The organism is Psychrobacter sp. H26 (assembly GCF_059073035.1).
The window spans coordinates 1002239-1021293 of sequence record NZ_JCACRW010000001.1; the positions used below are offsets into that span (position 1 = coordinate 1002239).

At 44.4% G+C, this 19055-nt stretch carries 14 protein-coding genes; 2 read left to right on the forward strand and 12 right to left on the reverse strand.

Features of this window, described 5'->3' with window-relative positions; genetic code table 11:
* Positions 1–4: 4 nt before the first annotated feature.
* From AC5JPT_RS04115 to AC5JPT_RS04160, 10 genes are all read right to left on the reverse strand, one after another.
* The gene (locus AC5JPT_RS04115) at positions 5–1963 is read right to left on the reverse strand and encodes an IucA/IucC family protein (protein ID WP_493857206.1); all 1959 of its coding nucleotides are present in this window, start codon (positions 1961–1963) and stop codon (positions 5–7) included.
* A gap of 110 nt (positions 1964–2073) precedes the next feature.
* Entirely contained in the window at positions 2074–3558 is a 1485-nt protein-coding gene (locus tag AC5JPT_RS04120; protein WP_493857207.1) for an MFS transporter, read from the reverse strand.
* Positions 3558–4160 (reverse strand): GNAT family N-acetyltransferase, encoded by a 603-nt coding sequence (locus tag AC5JPT_RS04125; protein ID WP_443526932.1) that lies wholly within the window; start codon positions 4158–4160, stop codon positions 3558–3560. The genes AC5JPT_RS04120 and AC5JPT_RS04125 overlap by 1 nt, the downstream gene beginning before the upstream one ends.
* Positions 4161–4240: 80 nt before the next feature.
* Positions 4241–5635 carry a lysine N(6)-hydroxylase/L-ornithine N(5)-oxygenase family protein gene (locus AC5JPT_RS04130; protein ID WP_493857208.1) on the reverse strand — a complete coding sequence of 465 codons (1395 nt, stop codon included), beginning with the start codon at positions 5633–5635 and terminating at the stop codon, positions 4241–4243.
* A 117-nt stretch (positions 5636–5752) separates the two neighbouring features.
* Entirely contained in the window at positions 5753–7561 is a 1809-nt protein-coding gene (locus tag AC5JPT_RS04135) for an IucA/IucC family protein (protein WP_493857209.1), read from the reverse strand.
* Position 7562: 1 nt separating this feature from the next.
* On the reverse strand, positions 7563–9068 hold the full coding sequence (locus tag AC5JPT_RS04140) for a pyridoxal phosphate-dependent decarboxylase family protein (RefSeq protein WP_493857210.1): 1506 nt from the start codon (positions 9066–9068) through the stop codon (positions 7563–7565).
* Positions 9069–9185: 117 nt separating this feature from the next.
* A complete protein-coding gene (locus tag AC5JPT_RS04145) occupies positions 9186–10535 on the reverse strand; it encodes a diaminobutyrate--2-oxoglutarate transaminase family protein (protein WP_493857211.1) in 1350 nt (449 codons plus the stop codon).
* A gap of 358 nt (positions 10536–10893) precedes the next feature.
* Complete coding sequence (gene fhuB, locus AC5JPT_RS04150) at positions 10894–13062, reverse strand: Fe(3+)-hydroxamate ABC transporter permease FhuB (RefSeq protein ID WP_493857212.1); 2169 nt, start codon at positions 13060–13062, stop codon at positions 10894–10896.
* The gene (locus tag AC5JPT_RS04155) at positions 13059–14000 is read right to left on the reverse strand and encodes an ABC transporter substrate-binding protein (RefSeq protein ID WP_493857213.1); all 942 of its coding nucleotides are present in this window, start codon (positions 13998–14000) and stop codon (positions 13059–13061) included. Before AC5JPT_RS04155 ends, fhuB begins: the two co-directional genes overlap by 4 nt.
* 152 nt (positions 14001–14152) lie before the next feature.
* Positions 14153–14917: an ABC transporter ATP-binding protein gene (locus AC5JPT_RS04160; RefSeq protein ID WP_493852007.1), complete on the reverse strand. Its 765-nt coding sequence runs from the start codon at positions 14915–14917 to the stop codon at positions 14153–14155.
* A gap of 172 nt (positions 14918–15089) precedes the next feature.
* On the opposite strand from AC5JPT_RS04160, the gene AC5JPT_RS04165 reads away from it, so the two are divergent.
* On the forward strand, positions 15090–16355 hold the full coding sequence (locus tag AC5JPT_RS04165; RefSeq protein ID WP_493857214.1) for a siderophore-interacting protein: 1266 nt from the start codon (positions 15090–15092) through the stop codon (positions 16353–16355).
* 262 nt (positions 16356–16617) lie between these two features.
* Positions 16618–17547, forward strand: coding sequence for a haloalkane dehalogenase (locus AC5JPT_RS04170; protein WP_493857215.1), 930 nt, complete (start codon positions 16618–16620; stop codon positions 17545–17547).
* 108 nt (positions 17548–17655) lie between these two features.
* On the opposite strand, the gene AC5JPT_RS04175 is transcribed toward AC5JPT_RS04170, so the two are convergent.
* Together AC5JPT_RS04175 and AC5JPT_RS04180 are read right to left on the reverse strand one after the other, a co-directional pair.
* Positions 17656–18240 (reverse strand): TetR/AcrR family transcriptional regulator, encoded by a 585-nt coding sequence (locus AC5JPT_RS04175; RefSeq protein ID WP_443526922.1) that lies wholly within the window; start codon positions 18238–18240, stop codon positions 17656–17658.
* Between the two features lie 122 nt (positions 18241–18362).
* Positions 18363–19043 (reverse strand): glutathione S-transferase family protein, encoded by a 681-nt coding sequence (locus AC5JPT_RS04180; RefSeq protein WP_443526921.1) that lies wholly within the window; start codon positions 19041–19043, stop codon positions 18363–18365.
* Between the last annotated feature and the right edge of the window lie 12 nt (positions 19044–19055).

Sequence of the window (19055 nt, forward strand, 5' to 3'; positions counted from 1 at the left end):
CGTTTTACCCCTGACTCTTAAACAATGGGTTATTGATATATTTAATCGGGAATGCTTTATCTCCGAACAATCGGCGCTTAGCCAATGACTCAATGCGCGTTTGTTCAGCGAATACATCAAACAAGTCAAACCGTACTTGATGCTCTGGATGAGAGCTTTGATAGTCGGTCACGCAGTCAGCAACCTGCTGCCAAAATGCAACTTCAGAATAGTGATAATGCGTCTGCATAAAAATCGCAATGTCTGACAACGCCACAAAAAACAAGCAAGCAACCGTCATATCCCGAATACCGTCGGTATCTTCGGTCTCGATGAATGAGCCTCTATTTAAGGCAGCATGAGCAGGTGGCAAGCTACAAAAATCTGGACGCAAGTGTTGTTGGGTTAAGTGCTCAGGTGAATAACGAACCCCATCATGCAAATCTTTTAATAATATATTTATGGGATAGCCATCTTCATGTACCAAGACGATGTTTTGCGCATGGCATTCTAGTGCCACACCATAACCAAATAAGATATGTAATAAAGGGGTGATAGTGACCTTAATTAACTGCGTAATCCATGTTTCTACACCATATTTGTCAAGCCAAGGTGCTATCAAATGTGAGCCATCAGCATTGACATAGCTGACACCATTGAGCGGAAATGCTGTTTGACCTTTTGATAGATATTGGTTCACGTTTTCTCGCCAAATCGCAGCTAGCCCGCCATACATATTTGGATGCTGATAGCCGCGCGCACGTAGCGCCTCATGGTCTAGACTAACGCCAACGGTCTCACCTAAAAACGCAATAGGTAATGCTTGGGCGGTCTTGTCACCTGCAATCAGTTGGTTTAACCACGTAGTGACAACAGCGGCATTCATCACGGTATGCTTTGCCAATATTCGCGTGCTTGAGGTATTAATCAGATGCATACTTAGCTTTAGGTAGGCTTTATCATTAATAGTGTCATTGCTACCATTGTCATCGCCATTTCCAAGCATCGTCAATGAGCGAATAGACTGCTGAGCACGGTACTGATGACCTGCATCACCCAAATAGATAACCTCTTGCGTGGCAAGTAATGGTTGTAATGCTTGAATCAAGGTGTTTTGCCATTGCCAAGGGTGCGCAGGTATCAGGCAATAGTTATTAGCCGTCTCGTCTACTTCATTACTAGCTGTACCTTCGTCTTGCTTATTTTTGGTTGTAAATACTTCTGTGAGTTTGGCATTGAGGGCAGAAAATTCATCCGCACCTATATAATCTTTTACCCATTCATTTACAGCGATACCAGTAGTGGTATTGCTCACCATTAGCTCTTTTTTGACCGCCAACCATACTACGCCGATGTTTTGATCAAACTCTGGGCCATAGTCATAGTTATCTTGCAAATCAAAACCAATACGAGACTTAAAACACGGATGATAAGGATGCCCTGCCGTCAAATAGCCTTCGAGTTGCTCGTAAGTTAGCGTATCAATAGGCACAGGCATATTGGAAGCCAGTATCTGAGATTGTGTTTCGTTCACTAAGGTATGGCGCAGCTCTTTGATAAAGCTGTCTTTGAGCTCTGCACCTTCAATATTGAGCAAGATATCACTAATCACATGCTCAAGCATGGCGTCTTGGGCAACACCGTTAACCACTCGCTGTACATTCAGCTCATTCAAACGAATGATGTCAAAACTGTAATGAACATAACCTTGTGCGGTATAACTGACATCATCACCTACTTTGATAACAAAATTCAGCAGCGTCTCATTATCAGCACTGTCATGAGCGTTGTTCGCACTTTCAAATTCAAAATCAATAATATTTTCATACAACAATGCCTGTAGCAATTGCTTGATCACTCGTTGCTCAGCGCGTGCCATAATTTTAGAATCGACAGGCACTTGCCACGGTTTAGTCGCACAAGTAACGTCAGTACTATGATGGCTATTATTGTTTTTCGTAGAGTTTGCTAGATTATTGGTCATAGATATAAGCTTCCTGTCTAAAAATTGAATCAAATAAAATTATAAATTTAAAGCGAATGATAATTATTTACATTAATAAGTTAAAGTAAACCCCGATACGAAGTATTTATTTATGGGGATCGTGGTAATTTGCACGCTGAAGGAATCGTGAGCAATAAAAGCACCGCGATTACTACCAATATTTCTTGGATCGCGCTCGCCATACCTTGGCTACTGCCTGCTGCTAATAACTGCGCACCTCGACTGTCTATATAAATGGTGGACAGCGTGATAAATATGGTAGAGATGATGCGGCGACTGATATTATTAAGTGCGGCACCTTCAGTGACTGATTCTTTGGGTAAGCTACTAAAACCAACCGTCGTGGTCGGCAGATACGCCAAACCCACTCCAATACCGCGCATACTCATAATCAGCATGAGCAGCCAAAGCGTTGGCTGATACAAGCACCATGCCAGCATCAAGGTAGATAGAGCGCTAATCCCAATGCCCACGATGCCAATCCCTCTGGCACCTTGCTTATCTACCTTCTTGCCAGCGTAATGCGTGGTGATACTGGCTATGAGCGTCGCGACCATCAGAACAATACCTGTCCATAACGCACTTTCGCCCATCACATCTTGTATCAACACGGGCAATAGCAAGAGACACAGCATCAAACCGACTGTTTGGCTAATGCTAATGATATTGCTGTGCAAATAGGTTTTATTGTTAAACAAGCGCACGTTTAATAACGGGTGACGCTGACGACGCTCATATGCCCACCAAACCATTGCAGATAGTAAAAATCCGACAGACAATAAACCCAATGTGGCTATCTTTAATAAGCCGTCACTGCTGAGTAACCCACCAGTAAAATCTATTTTCAGCGTGCTCAGCCACACCATCATGGACAATAGCCAAATGAGCAAACTGACAAACCCGATAGTATCGAAAGGGCTTTTTTTATCATTTGAGCGTATGTCAGGAATTAGGCGCCATACCATCGCCATGACTGCCGCACTGAGTGGCAAGGTAATGGCAAACAGTGTCCACCACGCAAACTGCTCAACCAAATAAGCCCCTACCAAAGGGCCAAACGCCAACGACATCATAATAACAATGCCCCATAGCGCCATTACTCTGCCATGCTGCTGCTTCGGATAAATCTGATACAGCATACCAATAGATAGTGGAATGATCAGACCACCACTCAGCCCTTGTATGGCTCTGGCAATGATAACAAAGCTCATACTAGATGCCAGCATGCCAATGGCTGAGCCCAGCATAAACCCAAAAATTGCCGCCAAATAAACATGCTTAAAAGGGTACTTTTTGTTTAAATAGCCACTCAGCATCAGCCCCACACTCATGGCCAATACATACGCATTTAGCACCCAGCCGCCCATCACAATATCGACATCAAACACCGACATAAAAACAGGAATTGCTGGATTGAGCGCACTATTACTAAAACTCACCACCGTACCGCCGAGTAGTAATGTCAGTAATACCTGCTGCACCTTTTTATCGTTCAAGCCATGACTGCTACTCTTAGAGGCTTCGTTTATAGGCGACTCATTGGTAAATACCCTATTTATAGGAGCGTCGCTCATTAAGCCGTAGTACCGTAGAAATTCAGATAACCTCTAGATTCCAAAAACTCATCGCGATTGCAGAAATACAATGAGGCGGTCTTTTCTGGCATCTCAATCAGACGTTGTACGCGATAAGCGAAGCTATCAGCAATCCACTGATATACCTCAACCTTACTATCCGGCTCGACTACAATTTTCTTGGCTTCAGTATGCTCAAATATAAACTTGCTGATCATCATACCCGTTGGTTTTAAATAGCCTTTGCCAACCACCGCTGGATCCCCAAGTAAAATATGCCAACCCATATCCGTCTCTTTGGCTTTGTAATACTGAGACAAGCGATCACGAGCCGTTTCATAAATCTCTGTATAGCCAATCGGCTTATCATCACAAAGTATGAGGTAGAGACGCTGATGATCATCGGCCAGCATTTTTTCAAAATGGGTTTTTAATTGCGGCATTGGGAGATGAAGCTGCCACTGATCAACCACATGCTCGGCATGCATCCATTTATACAGCAATGGCATATCATCTGGGTATTTGACAGGTCTCAACGCAAACGTCTTTTGATAAGCCTCAATGCTAAAAGTGTCGGGCAGGTTTTGGGTGATGGTCGGCATGACTTACTCCTAGTTATTATTTTGCTATGTGGTTAGTGTTCTTTAATACCGTTTCTGTTAAATATAAGTTTTATAAAACACTACGTGCCAAATTTTTGAAACACTTTTAAGGCATCAGTGTCGTAAGTCTGCTCACCTGTCAACTGATTGATGATGCACCCTGCTCGATAAGCACCCAGCCCCAAGTCTGGTGACCCAACGCCATGGGTATGCACTTCCTGGTTTTGCACAAAAATCTTGCCATTAGTCACAATATCTTTTTGATGCGTCAGCACATATTTCAGTACATAGTCTCTATCAATGACTGGCTGATCAAACTCATCGTGTGCGATAGCAGGCAGTAGCGTATTTAAGCACTCAGGCAGACCGTAACGATAGCCTGTACCAGCAATCACACAATCATACTCAGCAGTAAAATCTTGATTCTGTTCACGCTGTCTAACCACCAGTTTTATAATATCTGTCGGCTCTTGCTCTTCTAGCATTGTTGTCAGAGTTGACTCAATTACTTCACAGTTGGACAGCAACGTCGAATGCAGATCTTGATTGGTAATACTGCGCTCATAGAGACGATGATAAATATCGCGTATGGTTTCAAATCCCATGCCTTTATAGAGTAGGTCTTGCTTGGCAGTGACTTGGGGCTTGGTTGCTGAGTCTAAATGATAAAAATAATCTGTATAAGCCGGGCTAAAATGCTCTAAACCTAATGGGGAGTATTCCATGGGGAAAAACCCTGCCGAGCGAGTCATCCAATCTAGCTGAAACTTAGGGTCGTCATTAGTACTATCATCGCCATCAAACTGTTGATCAAACAGCGTTCGATATACCTCTGCTGAAGACTGCCCAGACCCCAACACTAACACTTTGGTCAGTTTGCTTTCAGTCTTGGTGCTATTCACATCAAGGCTACTCGCATTGAGGCTGTCCAAATCAAAATTGTCTGCAAAATGAGCGGTGTGCATACAGCGGTTAGGCGCTTGTTTGGCAATGTCTTGCAACGATGGTGGTAGCGTGGCCTGTGTGCCCGTTCCTATGACTAAGTTTTTAGCATGATAGGTGTTTTGCGTGCCTTGCTCACAGACGGTCACTAAAAACCCATCATTATTGTCGTCAAACGCCACGTCGATCACTGCCGCATCAAAATTCAGACTATCTAGCTGCTCTGCTACCCATTGGCAATAGTGGTTATACTCTTTACGATAAATTTTAAACTCTTCTAAAAAGTAAAACTTAAGCAATCGCTGCTGAGTATGCAGATAATTCAAAAAAGAATACGGACTGGTTGGGTCTATCAATGTCACCAAATCTGCCATAAAAGGCACTTGCAGCGTGGTGCTCGGCAATATCATGCCTTTATGCCAATTAAACTCAGCCTTTTGCTCAAAAAACTTGGCGGTTACGTCGGTCTTTGTCAGTAATGCCGCCAGACTCAAGTTAAACGGCCCTACGCCAATCCCAATAATATCTAACACGGTCGCCCCTTAGTGATTTGGTAGTAGTGCTTTGATAGTTACGTTAATTCTGGTGTTCGTTTCTATCGAACCCCAACTTATATCGTGTGCTTATCTTTGCCGTCACAATATGCTTTACTACATCACCATGGGGTTTGGGATGTCGACATAAATAGACTGGGTCTCAACAGGTGCGGTCAGCTCATCGAGCGCATAGAGTCTGGTGAGTAGATTGCCCTTGAACGGCAATGTAGGGCTGCGCAATAGCAAGTCAAATAACGGACGATGTGGGTATTGTTGCTCTAATGCCATTAAACATTCTTTAAACGTCGTGATTAATGCATCCTCACTCACAAGCTGAGTACGAGCAATGGCAGTGATTAAGCCAAATATACTGTTACCAACTAAATAATAGGCAAAGCGTGAGTCGGCAAAGTCTTCTGGAATGACACACTCTCCTTCGCTAATCAGCTCTGGATAAGCATCAATGAGCGGCGTGGCATACTCAGCAATATAGCCAAAGCCTTGATTGTCTCTGGCCCAAAACTTAGTAGGATAACCGCCTTTTAGCTCGATGAGACTGTTCTGCTGATGTACCTCAAACCCGATACCATGCTGATAATACATATGAATAAGCGGTATAAAACCAACTTGTAAATAAGTGTCAAACCACTGGACAGCCACCTGTTCTAAAGACTCATCTGTCCGTTTATGGATAGACTTAAACAGTGTCTCTAAGCGATTGGTGAGACGAGTAGGATGGTCTTGGCTTAAGCTGGCAAGATTGGTGACTTGCGTATCCTCTGTGAAAGGGTTGTCACGTAAGATACAGATGGTTCCATCAATGATTTTTCCATCCACACGTAAGGCAATCCAAGCAGGGTCATTCAATACCGCAACCGTAGGGTACTCGGTTTTGAGCTGAGTACCATAGTCGCTACGCCAGATTCGGCAGGCATGCATACCGCGCTTACATTCTTTGGGCAGGTTAATCCGCACCGAATTGGTAATCGCCACAGACAACGACAGTTTAAACATCCAAGGCGCATCGAAGGCCGCTAACGTGCGTACTGATGTAGTCGGATGCAGATACCAACCAAGCTCACCCAAGTCAAACAACTGACCACTCTCTAACAGCTTTTGGTACCAAGGTTGCTGCTGCAAAAACCTTGCTTGCCAAGGGTGCAATGGCAACAGCTTATAGTCAGGATTCTCAGCCACAAGTTGCTGTTGATAGCCACTCATATCAGTTTGTAATTTAGATTTGAGCGCTGTGGTAATGCTATCCCCATCTACGAATTCTTCTGCAATGCAACTGGGGTGCACTAGCCAATAATGCAGCTGGGTTTTGCTACTGGTCTCGGGCGCATACTTCGCCCACTCATCACCATAAAATCCTGCGCGGCCTTTGGGTGTGGGGTGCATAGCATGACCGTAAATAAGGTTTTGTTCGGTTTGAATAAAGTCTTGCTGATAGTCAACGATGTCATCAATCTCATCATTACGATGCTCTAAGATAGTCTGCAGCCCCTCATAACTCTCAATCCAGCGCTTTAATACGCCATTGGCATCTAGCGTCGCTTTATCTTTATAACGATGCACAATATCTTCAATAATCAAAGATGCCAAACTCATAGCAGAGGACTTTGTCCATTGGCTATTTTGTAATGAGACATCCGTTTGATTGTTTGATAGCTGCTTATTTAATATAAGCGGCATGTCTGCCAAACGATGCTGACCTAATTGACTCACTCTATCAATAGGTACAACCATTACCGTGTTTAAAGGCGCTAGCTTTAGAACTAATAGTGGCTTATTCTGTGAGGCCTGCTTTTGTATATCGTCTTGCTGCGCTAAGGCAATAATATCGCCGCGCCCAGTCTCAAAACAGTAAGCATTGATTAGATTTTGTAGTGTGAGTCGATCAAGCGTTCTATGCTGCATCATATTATTTTTTCCCATCAGCTTTTAGTCTTTCAGAATTAAGTCGGTTAAAACCAGCAATATCCATCTGCTCAATGATGTCTGCAATATCATTGATTTGGGTATTGGGATTTAGAATGGTGAATTTAAGGCAAAGGTGCTGCTCAAACTGGGTGGTGGCCACATTGGCAATATTATTGACCAATAATTCTTGCGCAATGTGACGATTAAGCTGTGCGAGTTGGTCATCAGACAGCGCGGTATCTTTGGGTGTAAAGTAAAACAAAACACTGCTGATAACAGGCTTATGTACCAGTACAAAATTTTCATTTGCATCAATCAGCTGTGCCGCTTGCTTGGCAGTATCCAGACAGTTATCAATCAAGGCTGCATAGTCATCTGTTCCTAGTAAGTCTAGCGCCATCCACAGCTTTAAGGCATCGAATCGGCGTGTGGTCTGTAAAGAGTACGTCACCAAGTTTGGGATATTGTCTTGTTCATCATCAGCAGAGTTTAGATACTCACTATGATGGCGAATGCTCTCGAAATTCCGATTGTCTCGTAAAAGAAAAGCGCCGCAGCTAATCGGCAAGAAGAAATGTTTGTGAAAATCTAAGGTAATAGAGTCAGCCTGATTCAGACCATTAATCAAGTGTCGATAGCGCTGTGATAATAGTAATGCCCCACCCCATGCTGCATCGACATGTAGCCATATCTGTGCATCACGGCAGATCTTGCCAATAGCCATTAGAGGATCAATCGCACCCAAATCGGTGGTGCCAGCCGTTGCAATGATGGCCATCACATTGTCCGCACCTAGCTGATTTATCTGATGTTGTAAGTCAGACATCAGCATGGCACCTGATGCATCAGTCGCTACTTTAATGACGGAACGTTGACCTAGACCTAGTAGCGCCGCATTTTTTTCAATAGAAAAGTGCGCCTGGGCTGAGCACAGGATTTTGCCACTTCGCTGACCGATCAGGCCGTCTTTTTGCACATCAACGCCCTTAGCCTTATAGAATCGATTGCGTGCCAGCAGTAAACCCATCAGATTACTTTGCGTACCACCACTGGTAAAGACACCACCAGCGTTATGGCCTATCTGTTCATCAAAGAGAGCACCAGAGATGTCACCAAACTGACAACGTTGACGTAACCAGTGTATTAAGTCTTTTTCGATATAAGTCGCTGCTGGACTTTGATTCCATGAGTCCATACTTTGGTTAGTGGCCGCGATAATCATCTCAGCAATCTGTCCGATGACTAGTGTGGGTGGATGCAAGTGGGCTAAGCAATTCGCATTGGCCGTCGACACACAACTGGGTAAAAAATTACTTTGAATATCAGCGAGTATCGTGTCGATGTCTCGGCCTTGCTGACGGATGCTAAAGGCATTGGTTGCTTGCACTTGTTGCGGTGTGCCGCCCAAATATATGTTGTTGTCGTCTAGCCACTGTTTGATGACAGCGCTGGTTTTTTGCATATGCGTGACATATTGCTCACTGGTTTGCTGGTTTAATAAATGCAAAATGTCCTCACTTGTTTATTCTACGATGGTATAAATCGCAAATAAGTGACTTATTATGAGAGTCGTTATCAGAGTTTTTTTTATAAAAGTGTGAATCATGCTAAGGTGCTGGCAAGACTATTGATTGTCTTCTAGCGCCATATCAAGCCTTTGCAAGACTTGCTGCAGCTCATCTTTGGTTATATTGAGTGGCGGTAATAACCGCAGTACTGTGCCACCACGCCCGCCCTTTTCAATCACCAATCCATGTTTAAAACACGCTTGTTGGATTTTGGCAGCCACCTCACTGTCTGCTGGATAACTACCGTCATTTTGCTTAGGCAGGTTTGGATTAACGATTTCTATGCCAATCATGAGACCACGCCCTCTGACTTGACCTATTTTTGGGTAGCGCTGTTGGCGTATTTTTAGCTGCGCCATAAACCACGCGCCTATTTCTAAAACATAATCCGTAACGTTGTTGTCTTTTAAGTAATTGAGAGTGGCAAGGCCAGTCGCCATCGCCAATTGATTGCCTCTAAACGTGCCAGAATGATTGCCTGCCTGCCATACATCGTATTGTTTTTTGATACCCAATACCGCAAGTGGTAGCCCACCACCGATTGCCTTTGACATCACAATCATATCGGGATCGATATCCGCATGTTGATAAGCGAACCAACGTCCTGTACGGCAAAACCCTGTTTGTACTTCATCGATAATCAGCATGATGCCCAGCTCTTTTGTCACTCGGCGCACATGCTTCAGCCATTCTATTGGCGCAGGATTGACACCACCTTCCCCTTGTATGATTTCTAAAATGACTGCGGCAGGTTTCACCACACCGCTTTCTACATCTTTTAGGAAATTTTCAAAGTAGCGCATATGGGCGTGGATGCTTTGCTCAAAAGGCAAGCCAAATGCGCAGCGATACATATTAGGATAAGGCAAAAACTGTACCGAGCTCATCAAGCCTTCGATACCTTGTTTAGGTGCTAAGTTCCCTGTCACCGCCAGCGCACCATGCGTCATGCCATGATAGCCACCGCTGAAACTGACAACACCTGAACGACCCGTGACTTGCTTGGCCAATTTAATAGCCGCTTCTACCGCATCAGCACCCGTCGGTCCGCAAAACTGCAAGCAATACTCATCGCTATTGGTCGCGAGTAACTTGTACATGAATTCGCTAAATTTGTCTTTTAACGGCGTGGTGATATCCAATGTATGCATCGGTAAATTGCTTTCTAATAGATCTTTGATACTTTCTATGACCACAGGATGATTGTGCCCAAGTGCCAGCGTGCCCGCGCCTGATAGGCAATCTATATATTCATTGCCTTCCACATCGGTAATCCAAGCACCTTTAGCTGATTGGATCGCAAATGGCAGCTTACGTGGATAACTACGAACCTTCGATTCAAATTGTTCTTGACGATTTAAGTAGCATTCATTATCAAGTGATTCGTCTAATAAGATCGTGTCCATAGCTTCAGCCTTGTTGTTGTCAGTCGTCTTGGATAAACATTAGAAAGTAAGTTGTGACGCTTACTTCTTAAAATACTGCTCATTTATTTTGAATGATAATGTAAATGATAATCATTATTATTAATGAAGCGTAGTATCTACTACCAATAACTTACTGTCAACCCAGTTTTAAAATTTTTCGGTAAATGAGCACGATAAAAAGAGCTGTTAGCACGAAGTTAAGAATGATGAATTTAAAGATGAAGAAAACTATCAAAAACCGTTGACCGATCAGTGACGCACAGCTACTGAGCACAAATAGTTCCAGACTATCTGTGCTCACTTATATTGTTGGTTAATAGCTGTCTAAAGACAGCTGTTATCTATTGGCTGAGGCTGGCACCTTACGAATGAGCCATAAGAAATAACCACCACCGATGATCGCTGCAACCGTACCTGCAGGTAGCTCATAAGGAAAAATAACATAACGCCCGATCCAATCCGCTATTACCATAACAATTGCCCCTAACAGTGCCGCTAGTGGTAACTGCCTTTCAAGCTTCACAGCGCCCAGTGAAGTCGCTAAGTGAGGTACCATTAAACCAATAAAGCTCAATGGCCCAACGGCAAGCGTACTAGCCGTGCTAAGCGCCGCTACTAACACCAATAGCGATAGCGTCACAGGTGTCACTGCCACACCCAAGTTACGAGCGACTCCTGCACCTAAGCCAAGGACACGCAAGGGTTTAACAATCAACACGCTCAGTACCAATAAGATAATCGCGATACCAATGAGATACCATACCGTACTGGGCTGGGCGCTATAGGTCGTGCCCGATAGCCAGCTGAGCATCGCCTCTAAACGCGGGTCGCCTGAGAGCTTGACCATATGCATCACCCCATCCATCATGGCGGCAATGCCGATACCGACCAGTAATAGATAACCTGAACTGACTCTACGTGCCAACCAAATAACCAGCAACAACACCGCCATCGCACCGGACAGACCTGATATCAATAACGTCCCTGCTCCTGCAGACAGCCCTAAACTTGGCAATAATAAAAACCCTAAAATCACCCCAAGTGCGGCACCTGAACTGACACCCAACACCTCAGGACTGGCCATAGGGTTACGCGTTAGAGTTTGTAGCAACACCCCTGCGACTGCCAGCATCAACCCTGTTGCCGCAGCGCTCAAGCTACGAGGCAGACGATATTGCTGCGTGAGCGCCCAGTCTGTACTGAGACCCCAACCGTTGATATCTTGCACAAATAAACAAGCAGCTACAATGACAGCGATCACACCAAAACCCCATTGCCAAAATATAATGCTTGTATTTTGGCCAGTGGTCATAGGTGTCACTGTCTCTATCCGCGCGCGGCGCTGACGCAAAATCAGCCAAATAATAAGCGGCGCTCCCAAAATACCAGTCATCGCACCCGCTGGAATTTGCATATCCAATATCGGTTCAAGCAACAAAGCAACGTTGCTGGTCAATAGCAATAGCAACGCACCAAGTCCAAATGCGGTTGTCAAACGCTTACCAATAGAGGAAATACCTAGCGCATTGACCAAACTTGCGGCGCCAAGCCCAATAAAACCAATCAAACCAACTTCGCTAATAACCAGTGCCGTCACCACCGCCACGACAAGTACCACCAGAGCTCGAATACCATTGATAGGTACGCCCAAACGTCTCGCTTGCGAGTCATCCAAACTCATCAGGGTTAGCGGTTTTAACAAAGGCAAGCATACTAACATCGCTAGGACAGCCGTTGTTATCAGCGCATAACTCGTATCCCAGCTGCTTTGAGCCAAAAACCCAGCAGCCCACGACAACATACCATTACTGCGCTCCGCAAAGAACAATACCAGTACATTGGCCACTGCGGCGAGCAAAATATTGACCACCAAACCTGCCAGTATCAAAATAAGGGGATTAAATCGACTAGGTGCTGATAGGGCGAATACCAAGCCCATACTGATGACAGCCCCCACAAAGGCCACATAAAGTCCACCATAAATCGCCAGACTGGGTAAAAATAGAGTGACGATAAGCATGGCTAACTGTGCACCCACTCCCACACCTAACGTGGTGTCTGATGCTAGAGGGTTCTTGACCAGCTGCTGTAATAAAATACTAACAACACCCAGTAACCCACCTGCTAAGAGCGCAACCACACTGGTGGCGACTAAGTGGAGCTGTGTCGCCATACTGGCAATATCCAGTTGCAAACTTGGCAAAAACAGCTCGCTGATTGGACGCGTCCAATCTCGATCTAGTAGTGCCCAACCACTCCATCCTGATAAAGCTATCAGTCCAATAAAGGTCACCCACAGTCGCCATGGTATATTGCTCGATGACGTCACATCAGGTTTTGGTCGATTTGGTAGCTGCGGCGATGCGTGTTTTGATGAGGTCGACGCGGATAGCGATGATGGCGAATTCGCAACCGTTTCCGTTTGAGAAAGTGATGTCATAGCATGAACACTGTCAACGTTATTATCGATGTTACTATTGATATGATTCGTGGTATTGGCGCTCATAGTGTTGCCCCGCCTTTTAGTGAAACTTCCGACAGGTTATGTGCCAAACTGACTAGTGACGACATGCCCCCATAAATCCATACTGGCGGTAGCTCCGCCATACAGCGATCAGCTCCGTAACCTAAACGCTGCCACACCAAACTGTCTTTGATCTCAGCTTTGGTTATCGGACTAAGCGGATCTATGATAAGTAAGCAAGTCTCGTCGTCTAACTGAGCCAAATCTCCCATTCTTATAGGGACAAATCCCCATTGATTACCCTCCCCTAAGACTACAAGTTCTTTATTCATTTTGTCTAATGCCACTTTGAATAGACTGTTATCCACATACATACGCATGTTGTTGGCATCGGCAAACTGTACAACAGCGAACTTTTCTGCTTTTGGATAACGCTTCTGGAACTGCTGACTGGCAAGCTGTATCTCTTTTTTACTCTGTAAGATATAGTCTTCAGCCATTTTGGTATTATCAATAAGTACGCCAAGCTCCCGCGTCGGTTCGGTATAATCAGCCCATGTTGCTATCTCGCCTTTCGCTGCAAACATCACTGATTCAGCTGGGACATCGCCATATAGGTTGCGAGCATGCTCATAAAAATAGTTATCTATGACCATATCAACTGGTAGCTGCGCGACTAGCTCAGCATTGGGTTGATAGCGAATGCCTAAATCTGTTATAGACGCTGGTAGCTTAGGACTACCAACCCATCTATCCCACACTCTGACGTCACCTGTCGCAATCGGTGCATGTCCCATAGCGGTCAATGTCGCCGCATTACCCCAGTCGGGGGAGACAATATTGAGCCTGTCACTGGGGTTATTTTGTGACTTGTTACGTTGTGGCTCATTTTTCTGAAATTTAAAGTGATCTTCAGAGTGAGTCTCATCAAGTTGGGTAATGCTTTTTTCGGATGCTGAGTGACTACAAGCACTCAACATTAGGATTACTGCTATGGAGACTACAAATGCTAATGGCTTAACTAACATCAACATGACTATCAAGCGTTTGAAGAATGGATACTGATAATGAACACAAAGCATAAAGGCGTATCTTTTTGGACGAGTGAGAAAAGAAGAGAGGTAATGCGATATTAAGCGACAGCGACGAGCTGTCCTGTTATAGGATGACTGAGCAGCTGCATATCGACATTGAAAATATCGTGTAATACAGTAGGTTGCATGGTGCTTGCGATATCGCCGCTGTGGCACACTTTTCCGTTTTTTAGGGCGATAATGCGATCCGCATACTGCGCGGCCAAATTGATGTCGTGAATGATAATCACCACACTCAAGCCTTGCTCATCTACCAAGCGACGAATAAGCTGAATGACCTCAATTTGATAGTGCATATCAAGAGCAGCAAGCGGTTCATCGAGTAATAAGTAGCGAGTATCTTGAGCTAGGCACATGGCAAGCCAAGCACGAGCGCGCTCACCACCTGATAGTGTTGCCGTAATACGATCCGCGAATGCCTCTGTTTGGGTAACCTTTAGCGCTTGCTCGACTTTATCTCTATCAGTCTGAGTTGGCTTTTGTAGCCATTTTTGATGTGGATAACGCCCCAACATCACCAGCTCACGAACAGTGAATCCAGCAGCGTCAGGCAGTTGCTGTGGCAGATATGCCATTTGCCGTGCCAGCTCTTTACTGCCGTAATCGCTAATATTGGTCTCATCTAATGTGATCGTACCCCCACTACTCGTCATCTCTCCTGCCAGTGCCTTGATCAGTGTCGACTTGCCTGACCCATTATGCCCAACTAGCGCCACCAACTGCTTGGGGTCAATCTCACAACTCACATTGTCTAGTAAAGTATTGTCTTGACGTCTGATAGTCAGTTGGTTTGCACGTAACATATAGGTACTCGTTGTTGGTCAAAATTGGTAAAAGTAAGGGGCAGTCGCAATCGCTCTCTCAAAACGAAAACGACAATTAAGATGATTTTACTCGTAAATGATAATAAAAACAATTATCATTAACCAATTGAATGTTTAACTTCCTATTCCATAATTTCTGATGAGTATCAATATGGCCAATATCCTTTTATCTTCTGAACGTAATAGTTATGGTACAGACAGACCATATACCCGCTTAAACGCCCCTGAATTAAAAGACATCATCAGTCATATTAATGAAGAACACATAGATGAGCTGTTAGGGTTTTTACAGGCATTTACCTCTATATCCACCGCTGAATTAAGTAATATAGAGGTACGATTGACGACGGTTTACGCTGAAGGTATCGACATACAAGTGCAACCAAAAAACGTAGATTATCACTCGATTATGGCTCAAAACCAGTTTGAGCAGAGTCAGACTTTTTTTATCGCTTTTGCCGACTCCATTACGCATCCTGATGAGCTGCAAGTTCAATATATTGCGCTCAAACAAAAAGCCGATAAAAAATTGGGCAAAAAAACAATCAAACTGACCAAGCAAGTATTTGATGTACAAGACAGTTATAGAGTCAGCAAAAATATGCTGCGCCTCCAGTTAAGCATGCCCATACCCAGCAACGCCAGTAAAGTCGAACGCCCCGCCTCAGTACCTACAAACGAAGCCGGCTACGCTTACTTATTTGATTTGGATCACAACGCGCTGACTCAGGAGGCAACAGCTGACACTACTGATAGTAGTGAAGAAAACAATCTACGCCCTGCTCGATCTCATTGTTATTACACTTTGAGAAAAGCGTGGCAAACGTCTACAGATATGCTGGCTTTGGTCGATGTGTTTTTGCATGGGGATACGCCAGGCGGTAGTTGGGCTCAGTCGCTACAATCAGGTGACACCGTGGTGACCAAAAGAGAATTTCCCGAAAAAACTGAGCATTTGCGTGACGGACAGGCGTTACTGATTGCGGATGAAACGTCTATGCCGACGGTCGCTCGTCTACTGGAGCTATGGAAAAACCCTAAACCACCATTGGTTATTTGTGTGACGCAGGATATAGCCGATCAATGTTATTTTGATGCTGTAAAAATGCGTAGCAGCCTTGATGGTATTGATAACGACAACAGTGACACTGATAGTGATTGCAATACTGAAAGCCGCAAGGACAATCACTTTACCGTATTACCTATAGTGACCAATCAAGCAAACTCGGGAGCAGAATTGGCTACTCTGATTGACAGTCAGTTAGGGGGTTATTTGACTCATAATCCTCTACAGATCGATAAAGTTTGGGGGGCATTAGAAGCGAATACTGCCAAAGCATTGCGCCCACTATTAAAAGACCGACTGGCGCTCAGTCGTGCCGATGTCGTGGTTAAGGTATATTGGCGTCACGATTAGTTTAGCCCTATAAGATAAAGCGCAAAGCCCACTCTATACATAGTTAAGCTTACTGACGCATCCACTATTAGTGTTTGCAGCAACGAATGCTTGTAGGGTATAGTTTTCATTTTGAACGTTTAATCAATATAGTGTATAGGCAGACAGTTTTATCACTGATATTGTAGATGATAGTCGAATAGCACGCAGATGCTCATTGCTAATAGACTGTCTAACTTCTGTGCAAGAACGCACGGTTATTTATTCAATTCAAGGACGACATATGAAAACCCTTAGAACCCCTGACGACCGTTTTACTAATCTACCCGATTATGATTTTGCCCCAAACTATCTGATGGTCGATGACACCGAGGGCGGTGAGCTGCGCGTACATTACCTCGATGAAGGCCCAAGAGATGCTGATCCTGTACTACTACTGCACGGGGAGCCTTCTTGGAGTTATCTGTATCGCAAGGTCATTCCGCTACTGACGGCTGCAGGGCATCGTGTCATTGCGCCAGACCTCCCTGGTTTTGGTCGATCGGACAAGCCTGCATCGCGTACTGACTACACTTACCAAAGACATGTCGACTGGATGCAATCTGTACTTGATCAGCTAGATTTAAATAATATTACGTTATTTTGCCAAGACTGGGGTGGTCTGATCGGTCTACGATTAGTAGCAGAGCATCCAGATAGGTTTGCTCGAGTAGCTGCTGGCAATACCATGCTCCCAACTGGTGATCATGATCCTGGTGAAGGGTTTCGTAAATGGCAACAGTTCTCACAAGATACGCCTCAGTTCAATGCAGGAGGTACAATCAAAAGCGGTACCACGACAACGCTATCGCAAGCGGTGATTGATGCCTACGATGCGCCTTTCCCTGATGAGTCATACAAAGAAGGCGCTAGGCAGTTCCCATTACTGGTGCCGACTACGCCAGATGACCCTGCTTCGGAAAAAAACCGTGCCGCATGGGCCAAACTTAGTAAATGGAAAAAGCCTTTTATTACGCTGTTCAGTGATTCTGACCCAGTGACTGGCGGTGGCGATCGTATTTTGCAAAAACTCATCCCTGGTACGAATGGTCAGCAGCATACAACTATCGTTAATGGTGGGCATTTTCTACAAGAAGATCAAGGTGAAAGGTTGGCTGAGCTGCTTCTCAAATTTATTCGTGATAATCCTGATAAATCTAAACCTTCTCAATAAGCAATTGAGTCATGACGCCATATAGGCACCATCAATAAAAAGCACCCTTACTACCATTATGGCAATAAGGGTGCTGTTGTTAGAAAATATCTTTTTTGTATTGTATTTTTACACTATATTTTTGAAAATATCATCGATGTACCTTTCGACCGCAGCATCGTCGCTAGTCACTTGAGCATAAGTTCTCAGACCTATGATCTGAATCTGAAGATAGCGTGCCAATTCAGTCGATTCTTTTTCTGCACTGATTTCACCGCTCTCAATAGCTTGCTCAAACCAAGTGGCAAATGAGGTCTCTATTCCTTCTAAAATCCCTGTCGCGTGAGCCAGTAGCTCTGGGCTATCATTCTGAGTCAGTTCGGCGACCGTTTTTACGATCATACACATACCACTTGGTGCTGTTGCCTTATTACACACGATCACAGTGTGAATAAAGTGTCTTAGTCCACCAAGCACCGTATCTTTTTGTGCCATACAATTGGCCAGTCTTTTTGCGCCTTCTGCTGCATAGCGATTTAATGACTCTATAAATAGCTTGTCTTTGCTACCAAAAGCTGCATAGATACTGCCAGGATGCATGTTGACGACGTCTTGTAAGTTGCGCATCGACGTTGCATGATAGCCCTTTTCCCAATAGAGATTTTTGGCTTTTTCGATCACATCCTCACGATTGAATTTTATCGGAGCACTCATAATTTTCACCTTAATAGCTTTGCCTTAAAACCTATTTTAAGGCAAAGTTTGTAGAATCAACCTTAGTTCTTGGTTTTAATCACTTTTTATATTATAAGGCTTATTGACCGCTTTTGCTTTGATTAACTGTTTTTATCAAAATTTTGTGGATAAAGTGCGCGTGCCGCAACGTCATCAAAGTCAGTCTTAAAATCAATACCTTTAGGGATATCGCGGGCTTTTTGTACCGCAGGACGGGCATCAATGTTCGCAAACCAACGCTTTAGATTAGGATAGTTGTCCAATCCTGCATCGCCTAGTACGACCGCTGCCTTATCAATCCAGCCCCATGCAGAGATATCCGCAATTGTGTATTCATCTCCAACCAGATATTCGCGATCTTGTAAATGCGTGTCTAGCACTTCGTAATGACGCTCAGCTTCACGAAGATAGCGATTGATGGCATAAGCGATTTTTTCTGGTGCTTTGTGTCTAAAGTGAACCGATTGACCAGAAAAAGGACCCAGTCCTGATGCAATGAACATAAGCCATGACAGCATCTCGCTACGGTCTTCTGGCTTGCCTGCCAATTGTCCTGTCTTTTCCGACAAGTACATCAAGATAGCAGTAGAGTCAAATACACGCTTGCCATCATCTTCGAGCGCTGGAGTTTTACCATTTGGATTGATGGCACGGTACTCAGGCGTATGCTGCTCACCTTTTAGAGTATCAACAGCAACGAGCTCGTATGGCAAACCTGTCTCTTCAAGAAACAGTGCCACTTTCATTGGGTTTGGGGTTTGATGAAAATAAAACTTAAGCATAATCTTATCCTA